This window comes from Methylobacterium aquaticum, from assembly GCF_016804325.1.
In the GTDB taxonomy this organism is placed as follows: Bacteria; Pseudomonadota; Alphaproteobacteria; order Rhizobiales; family Beijerinckiaceae; genus Methylobacterium; species Methylobacterium aquaticum_C.
Window position 1 is genome coordinate 791,025 of record NZ_CP043627.1, and the last position, 25,030, is coordinate 816,054.

General features: G+C 70.1%; 17 protein-coding genes and 3 pseudogenes. 3 read left to right on the forward strand and 17 right to left on the reverse strand.

Going from position 1 to position 25,030, the window contains the following annotated elements; genetic code table 11:
• Positions 1-391: 391 nt before the first annotated feature.
• Positions 392-1,270, forward strand: coding sequence for an alpha/beta fold hydrolase (locus tag F1D61_RS03495; protein ID WP_203156532.1), 879 nt, complete (start codon positions 392-394; stop codon positions 1,268-1,270).
• Positions 1,271-1,274: 4 nt separating this feature from the next.
• Here F1D61_RS03495 and trpC read toward each other — a convergent pair whose 3' ends face one another.
• The 16 genes and pseudogenes from trpC to F1D61_RS03570 all read right to left on the reverse strand — a co-directional run.
• Entirely contained in the window at positions 1,275-2,066 is a 792-nt protein-coding gene (trpC, locus tag F1D61_RS03500) for an indole-3-glycerol phosphate synthase TrpC (protein WP_246775919.1), read from the reverse strand.
• A 131-nt stretch (positions 2,067-2,197) separates the two neighbouring features.
• Positions 2,198-3,211 carry an anthranilate phosphoribosyltransferase gene (gene trpD, locus F1D61_RS03505; RefSeq protein ID WP_203156534.1) on the reverse strand — a complete coding sequence of 338 codons (1,014 nt, stop codon included), beginning with the start codon at positions 3,209-3,211 and terminating at the stop codon, positions 2,198-2,200.
• Positions 3,212-3,256: 45 nt separating this feature from the next.
• The gene (locus F1D61_RS03510; RefSeq protein WP_203156535.1) at positions 3,257-3,892 is read right to left on the reverse strand and encodes an anthranilate synthase component II; all 636 of its coding nucleotides are present in this window, start codon (positions 3,890-3,892) and stop codon (positions 3,257-3,259) included.
• A gap of 387 nt (positions 3,893-4,279) precedes the next feature.
• Positions 4,280-4,990 (reverse strand): Bax inhibitor-1/YccA family protein, encoded by a 711-nt coding sequence (locus F1D61_RS03515; protein ID WP_203156536.1) that lies wholly within the window; start codon positions 4,988-4,990, stop codon positions 4,280-4,282.
• 37 nt (positions 4,991-5,027) lie between these two features.
• Positions 5,028-5,807 (reverse strand): anti-sigma factor family protein, encoded by a 780-nt coding sequence (locus tag F1D61_RS03520; protein ID WP_203156537.1) that lies wholly within the window; start codon positions 5,805-5,807, stop codon positions 5,028-5,030.
• 29 nt (positions 5,808-5,836) lie between these two features.
• Positions 5,837-6,406: a sigma-70 family RNA polymerase sigma factor gene (locus F1D61_RS03525; protein WP_432443288.1), complete on the reverse strand. Its 570-nt coding sequence runs from the start codon at positions 6,404-6,406 to the stop codon at positions 5,837-5,839.
• A gap of 256 nt (positions 6,407-6,662) precedes the next feature.
• Positions 6,663-6,917: a hypothetical protein gene (locus tag F1D61_RS03530; RefSeq protein WP_203156539.1), complete on the reverse strand. Its 255-nt coding sequence runs from the start codon at positions 6,915-6,917 to the stop codon at positions 6,663-6,665.
• A gap of 112 nt (positions 6,918-7,029) precedes the next feature.
• Positions 7,030-9,059 (reverse strand): annotated as a pseudogene (gene paaZ / locus F1D61_RS03535) (phenylacetic acid degradation bifunctional protein PaaZ).
• A gap of 509 nt (positions 9,060-9,568) precedes the next feature.
• Positions 9,569-10,309, reverse strand: coding sequence for a methyl-accepting chemotaxis protein (locus F1D61_RS33825; RefSeq protein ID WP_246775694.1), 741 nt, complete (start codon positions 10,307-10,309; stop codon positions 9,569-9,571).
• On the reverse strand, positions 10,264-11,265 hold the full coding sequence (locus tag F1D61_RS35225) for a methyl-accepting chemotaxis protein (RefSeq protein ID WP_246775695.1): 1,002 nt from the start codon (positions 11,263-11,265) through the stop codon (positions 10,264-10,266). Before F1D61_RS35225 ends, F1D61_RS33825 begins: the two co-directional genes overlap by 46 nt.
• A gap of 289 nt (positions 11,266-11,554) precedes the next feature.
• Positions 11,555-13,831: an NADP-dependent malic enzyme gene (locus tag F1D61_RS03545; RefSeq protein ID WP_203156540.1), complete on the reverse strand. Its 2,277-nt coding sequence runs from the start codon at positions 13,829-13,831 to the stop codon at positions 11,555-11,557.
• Positions 13,832-14,321: 490 nt separating this feature from the next.
• Positions 14,322-16,166 carry a dihydrolipoyl dehydrogenase gene (lpdA, locus tag F1D61_RS03550; RefSeq protein WP_203156541.1) on the reverse strand — a complete coding sequence of 615 codons (1,845 nt, stop codon included), beginning with the start codon at positions 16,164-16,166 and terminating at the stop codon, positions 14,322-14,324.
• A 24-nt stretch (positions 16,167-16,190) separates the two neighbouring features.
• A pseudogene (gene aceF / locus F1D61_RS03555) lies at positions 16,191-17,504 on the reverse strand (dihydrolipoyllysine-residue acetyltransferase); the annotation flags it as partial.
• Between the two features lie 340 nt (positions 17,505-17,844).
• Positions 17,845-20,502 (reverse strand): pyruvate dehydrogenase (acetyl-transferring), homodimeric type, encoded by a 2,658-nt coding sequence (gene aceE, locus F1D61_RS03560; protein ID WP_203156543.1) that lies wholly within the window; start codon positions 20,500-20,502, stop codon positions 17,845-17,847.
• 220 nt (positions 20,503-20,722) lie between these two features.
• Positions 20,723-20,992: a DUF6489 family protein gene (locus F1D61_RS03565; protein ID WP_203156544.1), complete on the reverse strand. Its 270-nt coding sequence runs from the start codon at positions 20,990-20,992 to the stop codon at positions 20,723-20,725.
• A 298-nt stretch (positions 20,993-21,290) separates the two neighbouring features.
• Positions 21,291-22,196, reverse strand: a pseudogene (locus tag F1D61_RS03570) (LysR family transcriptional regulator); the annotation flags it as partial.
• A gap of 130 nt (positions 22,197-22,326) precedes the next feature.
• Between F1D61_RS03570 and F1D61_RS03575 the strand changes: the two are divergent.
• Positions 22,327-23,268, forward strand: coding sequence for a ring-cleaving dioxygenase (locus F1D61_RS03575; protein ID WP_432443201.1), 942 nt, complete (start codon positions 22,327-22,329; stop codon positions 23,266-23,268).
• Between the two features lie 122 nt (positions 23,269-23,390).
• Positions 23,391-24,353, forward strand: a complete 963-nt coding sequence (locus F1D61_RS03580) for a hypothetical protein (protein ID WP_203156545.1) — start codon at positions 23,391-23,393, stop codon at positions 24,351-24,353.
• Between the two features lie 38 nt (positions 24,354-24,391).
• On the opposite strand, the gene F1D61_RS03585 is transcribed toward F1D61_RS03580, so the two are convergent.
• Positions 24,392-24,583, reverse strand: a complete 192-nt coding sequence (locus tag F1D61_RS03585) for a hypothetical protein (protein ID WP_203159396.1) — start codon at positions 24,581-24,583, stop codon at positions 24,392-24,394.
• Positions 24,584-25,030 lie beyond the last annotated feature (447 nt).

Consider the following 25,030-nt stretch of genomic DNA (forward strand, 5'->3'; position numbering starts at 1 on the left):
GGGCCGGCGCAAGCCCCTGCGGGCCGTCCGAAAGTCCTGAGGGCTCACGCAAAAGCCACTGCGGGTTCGTTGCGAAAATGAGATGAATCCGACCCGGCTTGGCCGTTGACAGATGCCCTCGCACCTAAGAAAAAAGGCCACACGCGAGGTGTGGCCCAAGTCTAGGGAGGAAACGCCCAAAGAGGGCAGCAACGCCGCGACGCCATCGCCGCGTTGCCATTCAAAGCTATGGCCTGCCGGCCCGGCTGGCAAGGGTCCATTCGCCCGTTGTGGCATCCTCGTCGCATGTGATGCGTCGGCGCAACGTCCCGCTCCGCGTCGATCCACCCGACCGGATCCGTCTCTGCCGCGTTTCGCTCTCGCCGTCGCAAATCCGCTGGAGGCCGCCGCGATGACGCCCACCGAGCCCGTGACGCGTCGCATCCCGGTCCGCGGCCTGACCCTGTCGGTCGCCGAGGCCGGCCCGGAGGACGGGCCGCTCACCGTGCTGCTCCACGGCTTTCCCGAGACCTGGTGGAGCTGGCGGCACCAGATCGGTCCGCTGGCGGCGGCGGGCCTGCGGGTGGTGGCGCCGGACCAGCGCGGCTACGGCCTGTCGAGCCGGCCGGAGGGAATCGCGGCCTACCATCTCGACCGCCTCGCCGACGACGTGATCGGCCTCGCCGACGCCCTCGGCCGCGAGCGCTTCCGTCTCGTCGGGCACGATTGGGGCGGCCTCGTCGCCTGGTGGGTGGCCGCGCGCCATCCCGACCGCCTGGAGCGGCTGGCGATCCTCAACGCGCCGCATCCCGACGTGTTCGGCGCCTATGCCCGCCGGCACCCGAGCCAGATGCTCCGGAGCGTCTATGTCGGGCTGTTCCAGCTTCCGGGCCTGCCCGAGGCCCTGTTGCGCGCCGGCGACTGCGCGGCCCTGCGCCGGGCCCTGACGAATTCGAGCCGGCCCGGCGCCTTCTCGCCCCACGATCTCGATCTCTACGCCGCCGCCTGGCGCCGGCCGGGCGCCATCACGGCGATGCTGAACTGGTACCGGGCCCTGCGCCTACCCCGGACGCCGGCGCCCGGACCGATCCGGCCGCCGGTCCTGGTGCTGTGGGGCGAGCGCGACACGGCGCTCGAACGCGGTCTCGCCGCCGAGAGCCTGCGCCTCTGCGCGCAGGGCGCGGTGCGGTATTTCCCGCAGGCCACCCACTGGCTCCAGCACGAGGAGCCGGCAGCGGTCGGCGAGGCCCTGATCGGGTTCCTGACCGCCCCGGCCGGGGCGAAAGCCTGAACGGTCAGGTTTGAGCGCCGAACAGCAGCTGCTTCGTCGCCGCCGTCACGTCGTCCTGCCGCATCAGGCTCTCGCCGACCAGGAACGTCCGGATGCCGGCACGCGCCAGGAACTGCGCGTCGGCATGGCCGCCGATGCCGCTCTCGCCGACCAGGATCCGGTCCGGCGGCACCAGCGGGCTCAGGCGGGCGGCGTTGTCGAGGGAGACCTCGAAGGTGCGCAAGGAGCGGTTGTTGACGCCGATGAGCCGGGTGCCGAGGGGCAGGGCGCGCGCCAGCTCCACCTCGTCATGCACCTCGACCAGCACGTCCATGCCGAGGTCGTGCGCGGTCTCGACCAGCGCCGACGCCTCGTCGTCGTCGAGGCTTGCCATGATGACCAGGATGCAGTCGGCGCCCCAGGCCCGGGCCTCGACCACCTGGTAGGGCTCGAACAGGAAGTCCTTGCGCAGGACCGGCAGCGAGCAGGCGGCCCGCGCCGCCGTCAGGTATTCGGGCTTGCCCTTGAACGAGGGCTCGTCGGTGAGGACCGACAGGCAGGTGGCGCCGCCGGCCTCGTAGGCGCGGGCGAGCGCCGGCGGGTCGAAATCCTCGCGGATCAGGCCACGGGACGGCGACGCCTTCTTGATCTCGGCGATCAGCGCGAAGCGATCTTGCGCCACATGCGCCGCGATCGCATCGGCGAAGCCCCGGGGCGGGTCGGCCTTGGCGACGCGCTTCTCGAGCTCGGCCAGCGGCACGCGCAGCTTCGCCGAGGCGATCTCGCGCCTTTTGTAGGCCTCGATATGGGCGAGCACGTCGGCCGGGCGCGGGCGGGCCGCGTCCCCGGGAGACGGCGAATCCTGAGACGTCGTATCGGTGTCGGACAAGGCCGTGTCCTCCCCTCGGGAGCGTGTCGGGGATATCAAGTTCACGGGGACGCCGTCGGTTACGCGTTCGAGACGACCGCCAGACGCTCCAGGACCGCCCTGGCCGCGCCGGTATCGATCGCCTGGGCGGCGCGGGTCACGCCGTCCTGCAGGCTGTCAACGCGCCCGGCCACCATCAGGGCCGCCGCGGCATTGAGGATTCCGATGTCGCGGTAGGGCGTGCGGGCGCCGTCGAGGACCTCGCGCAGGGCCCCCGCATTGTGCGCCGGGTCGCCGCCGCGCAGCTCCTCCGGCTGCGCCAGGCGCAGGCCCAGTTCCCGCGGATCGATGGTGAAGCGGCGGAGCGCGCCGCCTTCCCACGCCACCACGGCGGTCGGGCCGGTGGTGGTGATCTCGTCGAGCCCGTCCGAGCCGTGAACGGTCCAGACCCGGCGGCTGCCGAGCTCGGCGAGCACCCGGGTCATCGGCTCGGCGAGCGAGGGTGCGTAGACGCCGAGCAGCTGCGCCGACACCCCGGCCGGGTTGCAGAGCGGCCCGAGCACGTTGAACAGCGTCCGGGTGCCGATCTCGACCCGCACCGGCGCGACGTGGCGCATCGAGGCGTGGTGCGACTGGGCGAACATGAAGCACAGGCCCGCTTCCGCGAGGCAGCGGGCGAGGTGATCGGGGGTGAGGCCGAGGCCGACGCCCAGCGCCGCGAGCACGTCGGCGGCGCCCGAGCGCGACGAGGCCGCGCGGTTGCCGTGCTTGGCCACCGGCACGCCGCAGGCGGCGGTGACGATCGCCGCCAGCGTCGAGACGTTGTAGCTGCCCGAATGATCCCCGCCGGTGCCGACGATGTCGATCGCGCCCTCGGGCGCCGCGACGCGGGTCATGCGCTCGCGCAAGGCGCCCGCGGCTCCGGTGATCTCGTCCAGAGCCTCGCCGCGGACGTGCAGGGCCATCAGGAAGGCGCCGGCCTGGGCATGCGTCACCTCGCCGGAGAGCAGGTGATCGAAGGCGCGCCGCGCCTCCTCGCGCGTCAGCGCGGCGCCCGTGGCGACCTTCGCCAGGTAGGGCTTGAACGAGTCCATGACGGTAACGGGCCTGATCTCAGCGCGGGTGTCGGCTGGTTTTCGTCAATGCACATCTCGGCCGCGCTTGTCACCCCGGGTCCCGCCATTCCGGCCCCCGGCGTTCCACGCCGTGGCGAGGTCGAGGAAATTGCGCACCATGGTCTCGCCGTGCTGCGACAGGATGCTCTCGGGGTGGAACTGCACCCCGTGGACCGGCCGCTCCGCGTGCTCGAGCGCCATGATCAGCCCGTCGGCCTCCGCCGTCACCACGAGGTTCGCTGGGCAGGTCGCCCGCTCGACGACCAGCGAGTGGTAGCGCGTGGCCGAGAACGGTCCGTTGATGCCGCGAAACAGCCCGGTCGACCGGTGCCGCACCTGCGAGACCTTGCCGTGCATGGGCGCCGGCGCCCGCACCACGTCGCCGCCGAAGGCCTGGCCGATCGCCTGGAGGCCGAGGCAGACGCCGAGCATCGGGATCTCGTCGCTCAGATCCCGCACCACGTCGAGGCACACCCCGGCCTCGCTCGGCGTGCAGGGCCCGGGCGACAGCACCAGGGCGTCCGGCGCGCGGCGGCGGATCTCCTCGACGGTGATCGCGTCGTTGCGCACCACCTCGATCGAACCGGCGAGCGGCCCGATCAGGTGGACGAGGTTCCAGGTGAAGGAATCGTAGTTGTCGATGACCAGGATGTCGGACATGGGCGCCTCTCGCGGGCGCGGTGTGGGGCTTGGGGTGGCGGGAGGTCAAGGGGGAGGGGCGCCGGCGCCTGGAATCCGTACGGGGCCGGGGGAGCCTGCCAAGGACTATCTCTGGCCGAGAGCCGAAGCCTTCTTTCTCCCACTCTCGACCTCATCCTGAGGTGTCAGTCGATCGAGGATCGACTGACCTCGAAGGAGGGCTCCAGGGATCGCGGCGGCATCTGGAGCCCTCCTTCGAGGCTCCCTTCGGTCGCACCTCAGGATGAGGCTGCGGATGGGATCAGATGGGTCGACGCGAAGGCGTCGATGCCCAAGAAAAAACCCGCCCCTCCCTTGCGGGACAGGCGGGTGTGAAGTCGAGGGTCCGTCCGTGGTGGAGGTTAACGCCTATTCCTTCTCGCCGGTGAGGCTCAGCAGCATCTGGAACAGGTTGATGAAGTTCAGGTAGAGCGACAGGGCGCCGAACACCGCGAGCTTGGAATTGGCTTCCTCGCCCCAGCTCTCGGCATATTGCTCCTTGATCGACTGGGTGTCGTAGGCGGTGAGCCCGGTGAAGATCACGACGCCGATCAGCGAGATCGCGAATTGCAGCGCGCTCGAGGCCAGAAAGATGTTGACCAGGCTGGCGATGACGAGGCCGATCAGGCCCATCACCAGGAACGAGCCCATCCGCGAGAGGTCGCGCTTGGTGGTGTAGCCGTAGAGGCTGGTCGCCCCGAACATCGCCGCGGTGATGAAGAAGGTGCGGGCGATGCTGGTGCCGGTGAAGACCAGGAAGATCGAGGCCAGGGACAGGCCCATCACCCCGCAGAAGGTCCAGAACAGGGTGTGGGCGGTGGCGGCCGAGATCCGGTCGGCGCGGAACGACAGCACCATGATGAAGGCGAGGGGGGCCAGCATCACGACGTATTTCAGCGGCGTGCCGAAAAGCGGCTTGTACAGAGCCGGAGTCGAGGAGACGCCGAGCGCGACGAGGCCGGTCAGCGCCAGGCCGAGGCCCATCGTGTTGTAGACCCGCAGCATGTGCCGCCGCAGGCCCTCGTCGAAGACCGCACCGGCGGGGGCCGCATGGGTCTGCCAGGCGTAGGGGGTGTTCATCGGGGAGATCGCTCCGGGATGGGGACGGGTGAGACGGTCAGTGCTTCAGGGCCGCCAGGGTGGCGGCGGCGCGGCCGAGATCGGGCTCGCTGCCCGAGCCGCTGAGCGCGTAGGCGCCGTGCCCGGCCTTCCAGTAGACCGTGACGGCCTCCGGCGAGCGGACGATGGCGGGCGCGCTCGCCTCCGCATCCGCCGTGCGGGTGGCGAACAGCGCGACCTTGCCGAGATGGCCGGCATCGATCGCGACCTCGACGCCCGCGCCGCTGCGCGAGGGGAAGATCTGCATGTCGTCGACGCGCCAGTCCGACGGCAGGTCGGGCAGGGCGATCCCGGTCGCCGCCTCGACCTCGCGGCGGTCGTAGGCCGGGGTCGGGCGCTGCGAGGTCACCCGGGCACGGACCAGGGCGGCCTGGCGGGCCTGCAGCGCCTCCTCGACGAAGGTCGCGGAATGCGTCGACGCGATCGTGTTCTGCACGCCGAAATCGCCGGTCTCGTTGTGCAGGAGCCAGCCGGTCCCGACCAGCATGGCGATCACGGCGGCGCGCTGGAGCCGCGCGCCGATGCGCCGCCAGGTCAGGGCCCGGTCGAGGCGGCGGGCCGCCGCGGCGAGGCGCTCGGGCGAGGGGCCCGGCCGCACCGCCACGCCCTCGACCGCTCCGAAGGCGGCGCGCAGGGCATCGCGGGTGTGCAGGTCGGCCATGACGCGCGCCGCCACCTCCGGCCGCGCGGCCAGGTGCTCCTCGACCTCGATCCGCCGCCCGAGGTCGAGCTGGCCGTCGATATAGGCGTTCAGGTCGGCCTCGGTGATCGGATCCATGGTCGTCTCCCGTGACTGTTCGCCGCTCATCACGACGCCCTCGCGCTGGTGCCGCCGTCGACCACCCGCAGGCGCGGGGCCGGTCGCTCGGGCGCGTCCTCCGGGGCCGGCAGGCGGGAGGCGCCGCTCTCGATGGTGCGCAGGGCCGCCCGCGCCCGCCCGAGGCGCGACATCAGCGTGCCGATCGGAATGCCGAGCACGTCGGCGGCCTCCTGGTAGGCCAGCCCCTCGATGGTCACGAGGTGCAGGGCCTCGCGCTGCTCCGCCGGCAGGCGCCCGAACGCCTCGCGCACCTGGGCGAGGCGCACATGGCCTTCCTGGGCCGGCGGCGTCGCCTCCTCGACGATGTGGCCGAGGGCATCGGCGTAGCGCGCCTCCACCTTGCGGCGGCGCTGGTCGTCGATGAAGGCGTTGTGCAGCACCGTCATCAGCCAGGTGCGCAGGTTGGTCCCCGGGCGCAGGGACCCCTGCCGCTCGAGGGCGCGCACGAGGGTGTCGTGCACGAGGTCGTCGGCCTGCGCGGAGTCCCGCGTCAAGGACCGGGCGTAGCGCCGGAGCGGCACCAGGAGATCGAGGACGTCGGGGCGCTTGCGAAGCATCATAATGGGTGAACGTGCGCCGGGGCGGGTCTAATCCCGGGCGCGGTCGGCGACATGCCGGAAACGTTCACATCCGCGTGAGCGGCGGCGGTCGCGGCCCACCAAACCTTCTTCTGCCAAGGGTAGGGCCGTCGGGCAAGGAATGGCGCGCCTCCCCTCTCCCGAGCGGGAGAGAGGTCGGGGGTGGCAATGACCGGGGGGTATTGTTCGGCACGCGCATTTTTCCACCCCCCTGGGGTTGGAGGCGGGGTTTCGATCAGGCGGTGATGGTTGCGAGGAGCGTGGCGAAGGGTGTCGCCGTGGTTCGGAGTGCCGCGGTAGCAACGACGATGCGCAACTCCGCCTCGCCCTTGGCCAGCCCCATCGCCCGACCGCCGCTGACCTTGCGCTGGACCACCGCGGGTCGCAGGGCGCGCTCGCAGGCAGCAGGGGTTGCGGCCCGCCTGCCGGCGTTGGCGGAGCGGGTCGAGGGCGGGCGGATTGCAGCCCGCCCGCGTGGTCCCGAGCGCAAGGTCGATAAGCCCTCCGTGGCCGCGGCCGTGGCGCGTGAGCAGGTCGCCACCGCCAGGGCACTCGAAAAGGCCAAGCTGACGGCTAAGCGAATACCTTGAAAGGCACGGCTCTCATGCCTCCCGCATCGCATTCATCGTCAGCAGCTCGTAGGTCGCGGCCGTCTCGCCCGCCGCCGTCAGGATCTCCACGTCCCACCGCACCTCGCCGTATTGCGCGTTGCGCGGCGACTTCTCCTTGGCGGTGAGCCGCACCCGGATCGCCTCGCCGGGCTGGATCGGCTTGAGGAAGCGCAGGGAGTCGAGCCCGTAATTGGCCAGCACCGGGCCCGGATCGGGATCGACGAACAGCCCGGCGGCGAAGGACAGGAGCAGGTAGCCGTGCGCCACCCGGCCGGGGAAGAACGGGTGGCCCTTCGTCGCCTCCTCGCTCATATGGGCGTAGAAGGTGTCGCCGGTGAACGCGGCGAAATGCTCGATGTCCTGGAGCGTGATCACCCGCTCGGCCGAGTGGAAGCTGCGGCCGATCTCCAGATCCTCGAAGTGGCAGCGGAACGGGTGCTCGGGAAGGACCTGTTCCGGCGCGCCCTTGATCCAGCTCTGCGTGATCCGGCTCAGCATCGCGGGCGAGCCCTGCAGCGCCGTGCGCTGCATGTAGTGGGACAAGGCCCGCACGCCGCCCAGCTCCTCGCCGCCGCCGGCCCGGCCGGGGCCGCCATGCATCATGTGCGGCATCGGCGAGCCGTGGCCGGTCTGCTCCTTGGCGCAGTCGCGGTCGATGACGACGAGGCGGCCGTGATAGGGACTGACGCCGAAGACCAGATCGGCCGCCGCCGCGGGATCGTGGGTGTAGAGCGAGGCGACGAGGCTGCCCTCGCCGCGATTGGCGAGCAGGGCGGCCTCCTCCAGCCCGTCATAGCCCATCACGGTGCAGACCGGGCCGAAGGCCTCGAGCGCATGCACCTGCCGGGCCCGGAGCGGATCGGCGCAGTGGAGGAGCAGCGGCGGCAGGAAGGCGCCGGTCTCCGGATCCGCCCCCTCCACGGTGACCCGCGCCGGATCGCCGAAGACCAGCTCGGCTTCCGCCCGCAGGGCTTCGACCCGGGCGAGCACGTCGCGCCGCTGCGCGAGACCCACCACCGGGCCCATCCGCACGTCCTCGCGGGCAGGATCGCCGATCCGCACCGAGGCCAGCCGCCGGCTCAGGGCCTCGATCACCGCCGGCACCTGGGCGCGGGGCGCCAGCGCCCGGCGGATCGCCGTGCATTTCTGCCCGGCCTTGACGGTCATCTCCTTGGCGACCTCCTTGATGTAGAGGTCGAATTCCGGCGTACCCGGCCCCGCATCGGGGCCCAGGATCGCGGCGTTGAGCGAGTCGCGCTCGGCGACGAAATGCACCGCCTCGCGGGCGATGACCGGATGGCGTTGCAGCGTCTGCGCCGTCTCGGCCGAGCCGGTGAACGACACCACGTCCTGGCCGGTGAGGTGATCGAACAGGTCGCCGGTCGGCCCGACCACGCATTGCAGGGCGCCTTCGGGCAGGATGCCGGATTCGGCGATCAGCCGCACGAGCGCATGGGCGACGTAGGACGTGATCGTGGCGGGCTTCGTCACCACCGGCACGCCGGCGAGGATCGCGGGCGCGAGCTTTTCGAGGAGCCCCAGCACGGGAAGTTGAAGGCGTTGATGTGGACCGCGCAACCGGTCCGCGACGTCATCACGTGGCGCCCGACGAAGCTGCCGCCGCGCGACAGCGGCTCCACCGCCCCGTCGATCAGGAAGGTGGCGTTCGGGAGTTCCCGCCGTCCCTTCGAGGCGTAGACGAACAGCGTGCCGATGCCGCCGTCGATGTCGATCAGGTTGTCGGTGCGGGTCGCGCCGGTCTGGTGCGACAGGGCGTAGAGCCTGTCCCGGCGCTCGTTGAGGAAGGCGGCGAGCCGCTTCAGCATCTCGGCGCGCTGGTGGAAGGTGAGGCGCCGCAAGTTCGGACCACCGACCCGGCGGGCATGGTCCAGCACCTCGGCCATGTCCAGGCCGCCGCCGCCGACCTCCGCCACCACCGCGCCGGTCACGGCGCTGCGGATGCCGGTCCAGTCTCCCCCCGGCGCGATCCAGCGTCCCTGGACGTAGCTTTCCAGCCGCATGGCGTGTCTCCCCTCCCATCCTGCCGTTCTTGTCCATTCATTATTGACCGACCGGCCGGTTGGTCAAGCGGAGACGGGGCGGGGTGCGAGGAGGTCCTTCGCGGATGCCGGCATCGTCCTCCTCCGAGCCGGATAGGAGGCGTTCACCGCGGCCTGCTTCGTCCCGTCGCTGACCTCATCCCCGGAGACGAATACCAATGGCCCAAGGTGCTGACGCATCGGGCCATTGAGCCATCTCGAATTGTCTATGCCAAGCCAGAGGATTGACGACAATTCGAGAACGGAACCAAAGGTCGTTTCCAACGACCGTCGGTATAAGTGATGAGTCTCCACAGAGGTCAAACCCTCCGAATCATTCCGGATTCCGCTGCGCGGCCTCGGAACGACTCGGAGGGATTGAAGACCGTCGATTTGTCAAACAGGCTCCGGGTCGTCGACGGACACCATGAGCGAGGTTGTCATGCCGAGATCGCCGGTAGAACCCACCACGAGGTGCCGCGAAAAGCTCCTCACGCCGCCCGGAGCCGGTTCAGGAACCGCGCCACCTCGGTATTGAGGTGCTCCGCCTCCTGCGAGACCGACGAGGCGACGCTCAGGACCCGCCCGGCCGCCTGGCCGGCCTCGCCCGCCGCATCGGCCACGCCGGTGATCGTCGCCGTGACCGCGCCGGTGCCGGTGGCGGCCTGGCTGATGGTGCGGACGATCTCCCGGGTCGCGGCGCCCTGCTCCTCGATCGAGGCGGCGATCGCCGTCGAGATGCCGCTGAGATCGCCGATTCGCGAGGCGATCCCGCCGATCGCGTCGACGGCCTGGCGGGTCGCGCCCTGGATGCCGCCGATCTGGCTGGCGATCTCCTCGGTGGCCTTGGCGGTCTGGTTGGCGAGTTCCTTGACCTCGGCCGCGACGACCGCGAAGCCCCGTCCCGCCTCGCCGGCCCGGGCGGCCTCGATCGTGGCGTTGAGCGCCAGGAGGTTGGTCTGGCCGGCGATGCCGTTGATCATCGCCACCACGTCCCCGACCCGGGTCGCGGCCTGGCTCAGGGTCTTCACCAGCTCGGCGGTCTTCGACGCCTCCGTGACGCTCTCCTTCGCGAGGGCGGCCGAATCCGAGACCTGACGGGCGATCTCACCGACCGAGGCGCTCAGCTCCTCGGCGGCGGCCGCCACGGTGGCGACGTTGGCCGAGGCGTCCTGCGCCGCCTGTGTCACGGTGGCGGAGCGCTGGGCGGTGCCGCCGGCGAGCTGCGACATGTCCTGTGCGGTGGCCCGCAGCTCGGTCGCCGAGGCGGCGACGGTGTGGACGATGCCGCCCACCGCCTCCTCGAATTCCTGCGCCAGCGCCGCCGTCTGCGCCCGGCGGGCGACCCGGCGCTCCTCGCTGTCCCGGCGTGGCGCGCCTCCAAGTCGGCGGCGAGGTTGGTCTTGAAGGATTCCAGGCTGCGCGCCATGTCGCCGACCTCGTCGCGCCGCCCGGTGCCCGGCACCTCGGCGGCGTAGTCGCCAGCGGCGATCCGGCGCATCGCGTCGCCGACCGAGGCGTAGCCGCGCACCAGCGCGCCGTAGGCGAACCACGCCATGGCGGTGACCGAGCCGATCGTGACGGCGAGCAGGCCGAGAACCAGCGCGAAGGCCAGCGACGCCCGCGCCTCGCCGTCGTCGACCGCCTGCTGGGTGCGCCTGTCAAGCAGACCATAGAAGTCGTCGATCGGCTTCATGATCTTGGCTTTGGCCACGTGGTACTCGTCGGTGTGGACGAGCCGGATCGCCTCCTCTCGCGACCCCGGCTCGCCGCTCTCGGCGAGCTTCATCGCGGCATTCGCCACCTTGACGAGGTCGTTGGAGTTGCGGACCGATTCGGCGAGCTTCTCCTTCTCCGCCGCCGTCACGCCGAGGCGGTCCATCAGCGTGTCGACCGAGACGGTCTCGCCGTCCGGGCGCGGCTTGGCCTCGCCGGCAGCGACGTAATCCCAGTAGATGCGGTGATAATCGACCGGGCGCGCCTTGCGGCCGGCGCGGATGTCGATGATGTCCTTGTATTGCTGCTTGTAGGCGGCCTTGCCGGTGGCGATATAGGTTCGCCCCAGCCGCGTCAGGTCATCGGAGGCTTGCCGCAGCTCGTCGGCCAGCAGCATCGAGGCGAGACGGTTCTCGTTCGCCGTCTTGATCTGGCCGTCCGCCTGTCGGTAGAGCACGACCGAGCCTGCCAACAACGCGCTCGACACAAGGCTGACGGCACACAGACCAACGAACTTGCGGGCAAGGCTCATGATGCTCCCCTCGGGACGGAGCGTCATGCTTCCCTCAGGGACGTTAAGAATCCTTGCGCAGTTACGGCATTGCACAGATTCATGCCTGTCTGATACTGCGTCATGCTCATGAAGAAAAGATCCGGAAACGGAAATTGACCGGGAACCCTAGGTCGTGTTGCGCGTTGCGTGCCTTGGCCCTTGCGGCCCAGGGGCCGGCCGCCGGATCGCCCGGCGGCCGGTGCCGCGGTTACGCCCCCCGGGCGGCGGCAGCCACCGCCGTCAGCGCCGTCATGTTGACGATGCCGCGCACGGTGGTGGTGTGGGTGAGGATGTGGACCGGGGCGGCGGTACCCAGCAGGATCGGGCCGACGCTGATGCCCTGGCCCGCCACCACCTTCAGGGCGTTGAGGGTGATGTTGGCCGCATCCAGGTTCGGCATCACCAGCAGGTTGGCCTCGCCGGTGAGGCGCGATTCCGGAAACACCCGCTCCATCAGCGGCCGGCTCAGCGCCGCATCGGCCTGCATCTCGCCCTCGACCTCGAGATCGGGCGCCCGCTCGGCGATGAGTGCGACGGCGGTGCGCATCTTCTCGGCCGAGGGGTTGCGGGCGGTGCCGAAGCTCGAATGCGAGACGAGCGCCACCCGCGGGGTCTGGCCGAAGCGGCGCATCTCGGCCGCCGCCAGGAGCGTCATGTCGGCGAGTTCCTCCGCACCCGGATCGAGGTGGATGTAGGGATCGCAGACGAAGAGCGTGTGCCGCGGCAGCTGCAGCAGGCTCATGGCGGTGAGGGCCTTCACGCCGGCCGCCATCCCGATCACCTCGCGCACGTGGCGCAGGTGGCTGTGGTAGGAGCCGGTACCGCCGCAGAGCAGGCCGTCGACCTGGCCCAGCGACAGCAGCATCGCGCCCACCAACGTCGGGTTGCGGCGCGCCTCCGCCAGCGCCACCTCGCGCGACAGGCCGTTGCGCTTGCGCTTGGCGTAGTATCCTTGCGCGGCCTCGGCCTGGAACACCTCGTCGTCGAGATCCTGCACGTCGACGTCGCGGCCGACCTCGATGCGGAGCCCCAGCGCCTTCATCTTTTCGGCGATGACCTCGCGGCGGCCGACCAGGACCGGCCGGGCCAGGCCTTCGTCGACCACGACCTGCGCGGCGCGGAGCACCCGGTCGTCCTCGCCCTCGGCATAGGCGATGCGGGTCCGGCCGGCGTCCGTCGCCGCGGCGAAGACCGGCTGCATCACCGTGCCGGAGGTGTAGACGAGGCGCTCCAGCGAGCGCCGATAGGCCTCGACGTCGAGCATCGGCTTCGTCGCGACGCCGCTCTCGGTGGCGGCGAGCGCCACGGCCGGGGCGACCTTGGTGATCAGCCGCGGGTCGAACGGGCGCGGGATCAGGTAATCGGGCCCGAAGGCGATATCCTGCGTGCCGTAGGCCGCCGTCACCACGTCGGACTGCTCGGCGCGGGCGAGTTCGGCGATGGCCTTCACCGCCGCGAGCTTCATCTCCTCGTTGATCGTGGTCGCGCCGACATCGAGCGCGCCGCGGAAGATGAACGGGAAGCACAGGACGTTGTTGACCTGGTTCGGATAATCCGAGCGGCCGGTGGCGATGATCGCGTCGGGGCGCACGGCCTTGGCGGCTTCCGGCCGGATCTCCGGCTCGGGGTTGGCGAGCGCCAGGATCAGGGGCTTGTCGGCCATGCCCTCGACCATCTCGGGCGTCAGCGCGCCGGCCGCCGAGAGGCCGAGGAAGATGTCGGTGCCCGGCACGGCGTCGGCCAGCGTCCGGGCCTCGGTGACTTGCGCGTATTGCGCCTTCTGGGCGTCGAGGTTGTTGCGGCCCTGGTAGATCACGCCGCGGCTGTCGGTGACCAGCACCTTGGCCTTGTCGAGGCCCAGGCTGACCAGCAGGTTGAGACAGGCGATGGCGGCGGCACCCGCGCCGGAGCAGACGACCCGGACGTCCTCGATCTTCTTGCCGACCACTTCGAGGCCGTTGAGGATCGCGGCCGCCGCGATGATCGCGGTGCCGTGCTGGTCGTCGTGGAAGACCGGGATCTTCATCCGCTCACGCAGGCGGGTCTCGATCTCGAAGCATTCCGGCGCCTTGATGTCCTCGAGGTTGATGCCCCCGAAGGTCGGCTCCAGGCTCGCGATGATGTCGACGAGCTTGTCCGGATCGGTCTCGTCGATCTCGATGTCGAACACGTCGATGCCGGCGAACTTGCGGAACAGGCAGCCCTTGCCCTCCATCACCGGCTTGCCGGCGAGCGCGCCGATATTGCCCAGCCCCAGCACCGCGGTGCCGTTCGAGATCACCGCCACGAGGTTGCCGCGGGAGGTCAGTTCGGCGGCCTGGGCCGGGTCCTTCTCGATGGCGAGGCAGGCGGCGGCGACGCCCGGCGAGTAGGCGAGCGCGAGGTCGCGCTGCGTGCTCATGTCCTTGGTCGGCAGCACCGCGATCTTACCCGGCGTCGGGAAGCGGTGATAGTCGAGGGCGGCCTTCTCGAGTTGCTCGTCCATGGGGTGTCCTCCTGATGTGTGGGATGGCGGCGCGCGCGGAGCCGTCTCCCGGCCGGCGCCATTCGGGGGCACCGATCGGGAGGGCAACGCTCAAGGTTAGGTCGTGATCCCGCTGGATGAGACGGGGAAATCGAAACTACGGACCTGTCGAACAGGGCAGCGGGACGCAGACGTCATTGAATTGAAGCGCGGGCGAACCCTCCCCCTCTGCGGGGGAGGGTGCCCCACGGAGTGGGGCGGGAGAGGGGCAGCGCGACGCTGATCTAGGGATCGCACTTCATGGAGGTCGCGACCTCTCCGGAAGCGGCGTCCTCTCTCCCGGCTCGCTCCGCTCGCCACCCTCCCCCGCAGAGCGGGGAGGGGGCAGCCCGCGCCATTCCTTTCCCGGGCAGCTCTGCCGGCCGCGGGGAGAGGGGGAATACTCACTCACCGTGAGGATATCCGGTAGCGGGGCGGCAGAGTTACCGCCGCCCCGCCCCGAAGACCTGCCTCAATGCGCCTTCTTCTTCGGCATGTAGAGGTCGGTGATCGTGCCCTCGAAGGCCTCGGCCGCCATGCCGACCGTCTCCGACAGGGTCGGGTGCGGGTGGATGGTCATCCCGATATCCTCGGCATCCGCCCCCATCTCGATGGCGAGCGCCGCTTCGGCGATCAGGTCGCCGGCCGAGGGGCCGACGATGCCGCAGCCGACGATGCGGTTCGATTCCTCGTCGAACAGCACCTTGGTCAGGCCCTCGTCGCGCCCGAGCGACAGCGAGCGGCCGCTCGCCGCCCAGGGGAACACGCCCTTGCCGATCTTGATGCCCTTGGCCTTGGCCTCGGTCTCGGACAGGCCGACCCAGGCCACCTCCGGATCGGTGTAGGCCACCGACGGGATCACCTTGGCGTCGAAGAACGAGTTCTTGCCGGCCGCCGCTTCCGCCGCGACCTTGCCCTCATGCACCGCCTTGTGGGCGAGCATCGGCTGGCCGACCACGTCGCCGATGGCGAAGATGTGCGGGGCGGTGGTCCGCATCTGCTTGTCGACGGGGATGAAGCCCCGCTCGTCCACCGCGACGCCGGCGGCCTCGGCGCCGATCAGCTTGCCGTTGGGACGGCGGCCGACCGAGACCAGGATCTTGTCGAAGGTGTCGGTGGCCGGCGCCGAGCCGCCCTCGAACGTCACCTTGAGGCCTTCGGGCAGCGCCTCGACGGCCGTGACCTTGGCCTTGAGGTGGATCGCCTCGTACTGCTTCGAGATCCGCTTGAAGAGCGGCGTCACGATGTCCTTGTCGGCGCCCGGGATGATCTGGTCCATCAGCTCGACGATGGTCACCTTGGACCCGAGCGCGTGGTAGACCGTCGCCATCTCGAGGCCGATGATGCCGCCGCCGATGACCAGGAGCCGCTTCGGCACCCCGTCGAGCTCCAGCGCCCCGGTCGAGTCGATCACCCGCGGGTCGTCATGCGGGATGAACGGCATCTTGATCGGCTCGGACCCGGCGGCGATCACCGCGTTGTCGAAGCCGATGATCGTCGTCTTGCCCTCGTGCTCGACCGCGATCTGGTGCGGGCTGACGAAGCGGGCGGTGCCGGTCACCACCGTCACCTTGCGCTGCTTGGCCAGACCCCCGAGGCCGCCGGTCAGGCGCTTGACCACGCCCTCCTTCCAGCTCCGCAAGCGATCGATGTCGATCTGCGGTGCCGCGAAGCTGATGCCGTGCGAGGCCATCGCCTGGCTCTCGTCGATCACCTTGGCGGCGTGGAGCAGGGCCTTCGAGGGGATGCAGCCGACGTTGAGGCACACCCCGCCGAGGCTCGCCCAGCGCTCGACCAGGATCACCTTCTTGCCGAGATCGGCGGCGCGGAACGCCGCCGTGTAGCCGCCGGGGCCGGCGCCGAGCACCAGCACCTCGGCCCGCATCGCCTCGCCGGAGACCGGGGCCGCGCCCTTGGGGGCGGGCGCCGCGGAGGCTCCCTGCCCGCCGGCGGTGGCGGGCGAGCCGTAGCCCGCCTGGCCCGCACCCGCCGCGAGCGGCGATCCGCCGGCCGCCGGAGCCGAGCTTTGCGCCGGGGCCGCCTTCTCGGCGACCTCGGGCTTGGCCGGCGCGGCGCCCGAGGCCGCGCCCTCCAGCACCAGCAGCAGATCGCCCTGCGTGACCGTATCGCCGGGCTTGATCTTCACCTCCGCGACCTTGCCGGCCACGGAGGAGGGGACGTCCATGGTCGCCTTGTCGGATTCCAGGACGACGATGGTGTCGTCGACCGCGATCGTGTCGCCGGCCTTGACCAGCACCTCGATCACCGGGACGTTCTTGAAGTCGCCGATATCCGGCAGACGGACTTCGTTGCTCATCGGATCACCTCGCTGCGGGGTTCGTCAGACGACGAGGCGCCGGACGTCCTCGAGGACGTGGGCGAGGTGGCGGGTGAAGCGCGCGGCCAGCGCGCCGTCGATCACGCGGTGGTCGTAGGAGACCGAGAGCGGCAGCATCAGCCGCGGCTTGAACTCGGAGCCGTTCCACACCGGGGCCATCTTGGAGCGCACGACGCCCAGGATCGCGACCTCGGGGGCGTTGACGAGCGGCGTGAAGCCGGTGCCGCCGATGCCGCCGAGCGACGAGATCGTGAAGGTGGCGCCCTGCATGTCGGCGCTGCCGAGCTTGCCGTCGCGGGCCTTCTTCGACAGCGAGCCGAGCTCCTGGCTGATCTCGACGATGCCCTTGCGGTCGGCATCCTTGACCACCGGGACGACGAGGCCGTCCGGCGTGTCGACGGCGACGCCGATGTTGTAGTACTTCTTGAGGATCAGCGCGTCCTTCTCGGGGTTCAGCGACGAATTGAACTCCGGGTGCTGACGCAGGGCCGAGACCGCGGCCTTGATGAGGAACGACAGCAGGGTGACGCGATAGCCCTTGTCCTTGCCGGCGGTGTCGAGTTCCTTGCGGTAGGCGTCGGTCTCGGTGATGTCCGACTCGTCCGAATGGGTGACGAGCGGCACGTTGAGCCAGGCGCGGTGCAGGTGCGGGCCGGAGATCTTCTTGATCCGCGGCAGCGGCTTGACCTCGGTCGGGCCGAACTTCGAGAAGTCGACCGCCGGGATCTCCGGGATGCCCATGCTGCCGGTGGCGACAGCCGTGCCGGCGGCCGGCGCAGGCGCGGCCGAGCGCACCAGCGAGCCCTTCACGTCCTCCTTGGTGATCCGGCCCTTCTCGCCGGAGCCCTTGATGCCGTTGAGGTCGACGCCGAGCTCGCGGGCAAGCCGCCGCACGGCCGGGCTGGCATGGACGTTCGAGAAGTCGGGCGCCGACGAAGCCGGAGCCGCGACCGGGGGAGCGGCGGGCTTGGCCGGATCCGGCTCCTGCTTCGGCATCAGGGCGGCGGTGTCGGCGGCGGGCGCCGCACCGGCGCTCGGGGTCGCGGCAGCGGCGGCGGCCGGCGCCTTCTCCTCGCTCTCGCCCTTCAGGAGCAGGACCGGGCTGCCTTCGCTCACCGTGTCGCCGACCTTGACCAGGATCTTCTCGATCACGCCGGCCGACGGGGAGGGGACCTCCATCGTCGCCTTGTCGGATTCGAGCGACACGATCGGGTCCTCGGCCCCGATGGTGTCGCCTTCCTTCACCAGGATCTCGATGATCGGGATGTTCTTGAAATCACCGATATCCGGGATCTTGACCTCGATCGACACTGCGCACTCTCCCGATTGATTTGCTTAATACGTCTTTACGAAGATGGAATTCCCGACGCGCGAGGCCGCCCTCGCCAGGGCATCCGCTATCGCATCTCCACAACTCGGTCTGATTGCTCTCTTCCCCTGGAAGGCGCGCACCTCTCCTCCCCCCCTGTGGGGAGGAGTTAGAGGTGGGGGTGGTGCAGGAGGCACCGCATAGCTTTACGCGGAACCACCCCCACCCCTGACCCCTCCCCACAGGGGGGAGGGGAAGGCGCACGAATTTACAGGGGGTTAGCTCTCAGAGGAGACGTGTGAAACCGAACGGACCTCCGGGAGAGGGGACCTCGCACGTCTTGACCAATCACACCGTCCAGGGGGCCGGCTTCTCCGGGTTCAGCCCGTACTTGGCGATCGCCTCGGCGACCTTGGCGGCCGGCACGGCGCCCTCCTCGGCCAGGCTCTTGAGCGCCGCGACGACGACCCAGTAGCGGTTGACCTCGAAGAACTCGCGCAGGCGCACCCGGTAATCCGAACGGCCGAAGCCGTCGGTGCCGAGCACCTTGTAGCGGCCCGGCACGTAGGGGCGGATCTGGTCGGCGAAGAGACGCATGTAGTCGGTCGCCGCGATCACCGGGCCCTGACGGCTCGACAGGCAGGTCTCGACGTAGGACGTCTTCTGCGTCTCGGTCGGGTGCAGCATGTTCCAGCGCTCCACCGCCATCGCCTCGCGGCGCAGCTCGGTGAAGCTCGGGCAGGACCAGATGTCGGCGCTGACGCCGAAATCCTGCTCCAGCAACTCGGCCCCGGCGATGACCTCGCGCAGGATCGTGCCCGAGCCCATCAGCTGCACCCGGTTCGCCGCACCGGCCTTGCCCTCGCGGAACAGGTACATGCCCTTGAGGATCCCGGCCTCGGCCCCTTCGGGCATGCCGGGATGCTCGTAGTTCTCGTTCATCACCGTGATGTAGTAGAACACGTCCTCCTGCTCGGCATACATCCGGCGCAGGCCGTCCTGCACGATCACCGCCACCTCGTAGGAGAAGGTCGGGTCGTAGGAGACGCAGTTCGGGATGGTGGCCGAGATCAGGTGGCTGTGGCCGTCCTCGTGCTGGAGGCCCTCGCCGTTCAGGGTCGTGCGGCCGGCGGTGCCGCCGATCATGAAGCCGCGGGCGCGCATGTCGCCGGCGGCCCAGGCGAGGTCGCCGATGCGCTGGAACCCGAACATCGAGTAGTAGATGTAGAACGGGATCGTCGGCGCGTCGGAATGCGAGTACGAGGTCGCGGCCGCGATCCAGGACGACATCGCGCCGGCCTCGTTGATGCCCTCCTGGAGCATCTGGCCCTTCTCGTCCTCGCGATAGTACATCAGCTGGTTGGCGTCTTCGGGCCGGTAGAGCTGGCCGACCTGGCTGAAGATGCCGAACTGGCGGAACATGCCCTCCATGCCGAAGGTCCGGCTCTCGTCGGGCACGATCGGCACGATGCGGTTGCCGATGTTCTTGTCGCGCAGCAGGGTGTTGAGCACCCGCACGAACGCCATGGTGGTGGAGATCTCGCGGCCCGCGGTCTCCTTCAGCTGGGCCGAGAAGGCCTCCAGAGGCGGGATCTGGAGGGCCTGAGACTTCGCCCGCCGGGCCGGCAGCGGACCGCCGAGCGCCTTGCGGCGCTCCATCAGATAGGTGTGCTCCGGCGACCCCTCGGGGAAGCGGATGAACGGGATCTCGGCGATCTGGTCGTCGTTGAGGTCGATGCCGAAGCGGTCGCGGAACTGCTTGAGCACCGCCTCGCCCATCTTCTTCTGCTGATGGGTGATGTTCTGCGCCTCACCGGCCTCGCCCATGCCGTAGCCCTTGACGGTCTTGGCGAGGATGAGGGTCGGCTGGCCCTTGTGCTTCACGGCCGCGGAATAGGCCGCGAAGACCTTGCTCGGGTCGTGGCCGCCGCGGGTGAGCCGCCAGATGTCCTCGTCGCTCCAGTCCTTCACCAGGGCGGCGGTCTCCGGGTACTTGCCGAAGAAGTGCTCGCGGATATAGGCGCCGTTCTTCGACTTGAAGTCCTGGTACTCGCCGTCGACGCACTCTTCCATCAGGCGCGCCAGCATGCCGGTGGTGTCGCGGGCCAGCAGCTGGTCCCAGCCCGAGCCCCACAGCACCTTGATGACGTTCCAGCCGGCGCCGCGGAAGTTGGCCTCCAGCTCCTGGACGATCTTGCCGTTGCCGCGCACCGGGCCGTCGAGGCGCTGCAGGTTGCAGTTGATGACGAAGACCAGGTTGTCGAGCTTCTCGCGCGAGGCGAGCGAGATCGCGCCGAGCGACTCCGGCTCGTCCATCTCGCCGTCGCCCATGAACGCCCACACCTTGCGGCCGTCGGTGTTGGCGAGGCCGCGGTGGTGCAGGTAGCGGAGATAGCGGGCCTGGTAGATCGCCATCAGCGGGCCGAGACCCATCGAGACGGTCGGGAACTGCCAGAAATCCGGCATCAGCCAGGGATGCGGGTAGGACGAGAGGCCGTTGCCGCCGACTTCCTGGCGGAAGCTCAGCAGCTGCTCCTCGGTCAGGCGGCCTTCCAGGTAGGCGCGGGCATAGATGCCCGGCGAGGAATGGCCCTGGACGTAGATCAGGTCGCCACCACGGTCACCCTCGGCGCCGTGCCAGAAATGCATGAAGCCGGTGTCGTAGAGGGTCGCGGCCGACTGGAAGCTGGCGATGTGGCCGCCCAGCTCCGACGAATCCTTGTTGTTGCGCAGGATGATCGCGATCGCGTTCCAGCGGATCGCCGAGCGGATGCGGTGCTCGATCATCCGATCCCCCGGATGGGGGGGCTGCTTGTCGACCGGAATCGTGTTCAGGTACGCCGTATTGGCCGAGTACGGCACCGGCGCGCCCTTCTTGCGGGCGCCCTCGATGACCTGCTCGATGAGGAAGTGCGCCCGATCCGGGCCCTCGACCTCCAGCACGCCGTCGAGCGAATCGAGCCACTCCTGGGTCTCGACCGGGTCGAGATCGCGACTGCGTTCCACGTTATCCTCCCTAGGGTCTTACTCGATCGGCGGGTCGAGTTGCCGCAGGTGTCAGCATTGTTCGTGCCACCGCGATGCTTTCGCAACTCGATTGACTTTGCAAGGGTTTAGCTCATCCGGCGGTGATCGGGGTTCCGGGCATCCGCATCATCCGTCTTGCTGCGGTGCGGAAACCCGGAACAACCATCGGGCCGGCGAGGCATGAGGGTATCGGCCGGGTTCAGGACTCGGACTTCGTCGGCGGGGTCTGTGATGCGCCGAAGCCCTGCTGGAACATCTTGAGGAACATGTTCTGCATCTGGTCCGCGCCCTGCGGAAAGACGGTGAACCAGCTGCGCATGATCGCGTCGGGCGAAAAACGGTCCATCTCGGCCATCATGCGCCGCTCGACCTCGGCCATCACCGCCGCCTGGAGCGGCTCGACGTTGGGAAGACCCACGAACTGGCGTGCCTCGACCGGGGTGCAATCGACCTCGACGCGGAACTTCATCGCATTCTTCCCCCTCGGCCCCCACACCGAGCTTAGAGCACCTTTTGGCCCTTGGGGGAACCCAATCGGGATTCAAAAAATGCGGTGAAATCAACGACCTAGTCTAACAAGCCGGAGGGCGGGCGCGTCGCGTGCCCCCGCCTTCCGGCCTACGACGAAGGTCGTATGCGCCCCCTCGGCCATTCCGGCGGCAATGTAAAGCCGCAATGTTACGGCGCGCCGATTTTGTTGCTTGCGGCGGCCCCCGCGGCTCGGTTGTCCAGGGTTCCGTCGCTCGAGTGTCCGTTGCCCGAGTGTCCGTCGCCCAAGGGGCCGCGGCGAGCCGGCGTTCCAGGAACGACACCAGGGCGGTGACCCGGGCCGGCCGGGCGGCGCCCGGCGGCATCAAGAGGTTGAGCCCGACCGGCGGCGGCGCCCAGCCCGGCATCACCCGCTCCAACCGCCCGGCGCGCAGGTCGTCCCAGACCAGGAAATCCGGCTGGACCGCGAGGCCGAGGCCGGCGCGCAGGGCCGGCGTCAGGGCGTCGGCATTGTTCGCCCGCAAGCGGCCGGCGGGCGTCACCGTGACCTCGGCCCCGCTCGCATCGTGGAAATGCCAGCGCTCCGGATTCGGCAGGTAGGCGTAGCCGAGGCAGGTATGGTCGCCGAGGTCGCGCGGGTGCTCCGGCCGCCCGGCCCGATCGAGATAGGCGGGGGCCGCGACCAGCGAGCGGCCGACGGCGCAGAGCCGGCGCAGGCGCAGGCTCGAATCGGCGAGCGCCGCGATGCGCAAGCCCAGATCGAAGCCATCGCCGACGAGGTCGACCTGCGCATCGCTCAGGTGCAGGTCGACGGCGACCTCCGGATGCGCGGCGAGGAAGTCGGGCAGGAGGGGCGCGACGTGGGCGAGGCCGAACGACATCGGAGCGGCGAAGCGCACCAGCCCCCGGGGCGTCGCCGATTGCGCCACGGCTTCCGCTTCCGCCGCCTCGCCCGCCGCCAGGATGCGGGCGGCGCCGTCGAGGGCGAGGCGCCCGGCCTCGGTCAGCGCCAGGCGCCGCGAGGTGCGGTGCAGGAGGGAGGCGCCCAGGCGCCGCTCGAGCCGGCTCACCGCCTTCGAGACCGTGGCCTTCGACAGGCCGAGCTCGGTCGCGGCGCGGGAGAACGAGGCGGTCTGCGCCACCCGCGCGAAGATCGCCCAGGCCTCGAAATCGGGCAGCGCCATGGGCTGTGTCCAGAAACGATGGGTTTCGATTGTTTCTATTTTGGCGCGCCGGGGCAAGTCCTAGATTGCCTCCATCGCGGCGATCCCGGCGGCTTTCTCCCGCCGGCCCGCCCACCGGGAGTTCCCGACCATGACCACCACCGAAATCGCCTCTGCCGGCCTGCACCACGTCACCGCCATCTCGGGCCCGGCGCGCCGCAACGTCGACTTCTACACCCGGGTGCTGGGGCTGCGGCTCGTCAAGAAGACCGTCAACTTCGACGATCCGGGCACCTACCACCTGTATTACGGCGACGCGGACGGCGCCCCCGGCACGATCCTGACCTTCTTCCCCTGGGAGCACGTCGCCCCTGGCCGGGTCGGGATCGGCCAGACCGAGGAGACGGCGTTCCGGGTGCCGGAGGGCTCGATCGGCTACTGGACGCACCGGCTGGTCGCGGCCGGCATCGCCTTCGAGGCGCCGGCCAAGGTCTTCGGCGAGACGGTGCTGCCGTTCCGCGATCCCGACGGGATGCGTCTCGCGCTCGTCGGCGTCGCCGGCGCGGAGGCCGAGCCGGCCTGGGGTGGATCGGACGTGCCGGCCGAGCATGCGGTGCGGGGCTTCCACGGCGTGACCCTGATGCTGCGCCAGGCCGCGCCCACCGCCCGGGTGCTGACCGAGGTGTTCGGCTGGACCGAGACGGGGCGGGAGGGTTCGCTCATCCGCTACGAGGGTACGGCCGGGCTCGGCGGTCACGTCACCCTGCGGGAGGTCGGCGACTTCCTGCCCGGGCGCTCCGGCGGCGGCTCGGTCCACCACATCGCCTTCCGGGCCGCCGACGACGCGGGCCAGGCCGAGATGGCGGAGCGGGCCGGGGCCCTCGGCCTCCAGGTGACCGAGCAGCGCGACCGCAACTACTTCCGCTCGGTCTACTTCCGCGAGCCCGGCGGCGTGCTGTTCGAGATCGCCACCGATGCGCCGGGCTTTGCCGCCGATGAGCCGGCGGAGGCGCTGGGCGAGGCCCTGAAGCTGCCGGCCTTCCTCGAGCCGCACCGGGCCGAGATCGAGCGGGTGCTGCCGGCGCTGGCATAGGCAGGAGGAGCGATCCGGGCCAGCGGGGCCCGGATCGCTCCGCGCGCCGCCCGGGCGTGGTAACCAGTGGTTAAGCAAACATGGTTACCCAAACCTTCCTGGATCTCTGGGAAGCTCGGGTCATGGTGGATCAGAACGACGTTGCCGGCGCGCCGGCTCCGGCCGGTGCGGCGGCTGCCCCGGACGATGCGGTGCCCGGTTCGGCCAAGGTCGGCGCGGCCAAGGTCGGCGCGGCCAAAACCGGAACGGTCAGGAGCCGTGTCGCGGGCCTGTCCGGGTGGCCGAAGCTGTCGACGACGACCCTCGCGGGCCTGCTCTGTGCCGGGTGCATCGGCGCGCTCGCGGGCGGCGCCACGGTGGCGCTGATGGGCGCCGTCCAGGGCGGCGGTGCCGGCGTGCCGCAGGCCGAATGGGCGCGGCTCGCCAGCCGGATCGAGGCCGGCACCGCCGAATCCGCGCGTCTCGCCACCGATCTCTCGCTCCTGCGCGACCGCACGATCCAGGCCCACGACACCGCCGACAAGGGCCGCGCCGAGGCCCATGCCCGCCTCGGCCAGATCGCCGAGCGCCTGGAGCGGGTGCAGCGCCAGGACGGCGACCTCGCCGGCAAGGTCGCGGCCCTGACCGAGCGGCTGACCGCCATGGCCGAGCGCCAGGACCAGGCCGACCGCGAGCAGGCCGCCCGCCTCGCGGCGCTGACCGACAAGCTGGACAAGCGCCAGGGTTCCAGCGCGCAACTCCCCGCCGTGCAGGCCCCCGTCGCGCATCAGGTCCCCGCCGCGCAGGCCCCCGCACCGGTCGCGGCCGTAGCAGCCCCGGCGAAGCACGCGGCGGCGGAACCGGCCCTCACCGGCAGCCTGCCCGACAAGCCGGCACCCGCCGCCAAGCCCGGCACCATCGAGGGCTGGGTGTTGCGCGACGTCTATGACGGGATGGCGATGATCGAGAACCGCAACCGCCGGCTCGTGGAGGTCGGCCCGGGCGACACGCTGCCGGGCGCCGGCCGGGTCGAGGCGATCGAGCGTCGCGGACGGTCCTGGGTCGTGGTGACCAGCAAGGGTGTGATCACGCCGCAGGCCTGGTAGGCGGCACGCCCGGGTCGTTTCGGCTCGGGCGTCCCGGCTCAGGCGTCCTGCAGCGCCGATACCGGTTGACCCGTTTGAACGGGTCCCCGCTCGGGCAGGAAGCCGGCCGCGGCACGACGGCGCCCGCGGGCCTTGGCCTCGGTGCGGGCGACCTTGGTGGGATGAAGAAGCTCGGCGAGGCGGGCGAGGCTCTCGGCGTCGTCGAGGTTCCGTGACTCGAAATCGGGCATGGTGGTCCCCCGGGCGCGCGGCCCGTGGCTGATAGGGGTACGCATACTCACGCTAGAGCACCAGTAACGGTGAAGAACTTGCACAGTTCCGTACCGCGCGTCGCCACGCAAGAAAAAGTTACGGCCGCCCACCTAAAGACGGTGGCGGCGTCCTGCGACGGCGACGATGGTTCTAGCAGCACGCGAAGCACATCCCCGTGCGCCAACGCACGCCGGGTATGGTGCGGCGCAAGGTGGAATGACGTGCGTTGCAGCGAATCTGCGTGATGCGGCTGCGAGAGAGCCGGGACTGACCGATTCGCCCGCGACCATGACGGGCGAAAGCTTGACCGATCGGGCCCGCGCCGGAAGCGAGAGCGCTGCGAAGGGAGCCGGCTTCGAACGATCGAGCGGTTCGACAATCTCCCAACCCGCAGCGCGCCGGGCCGGTTCCGCAGACGAGCGCAG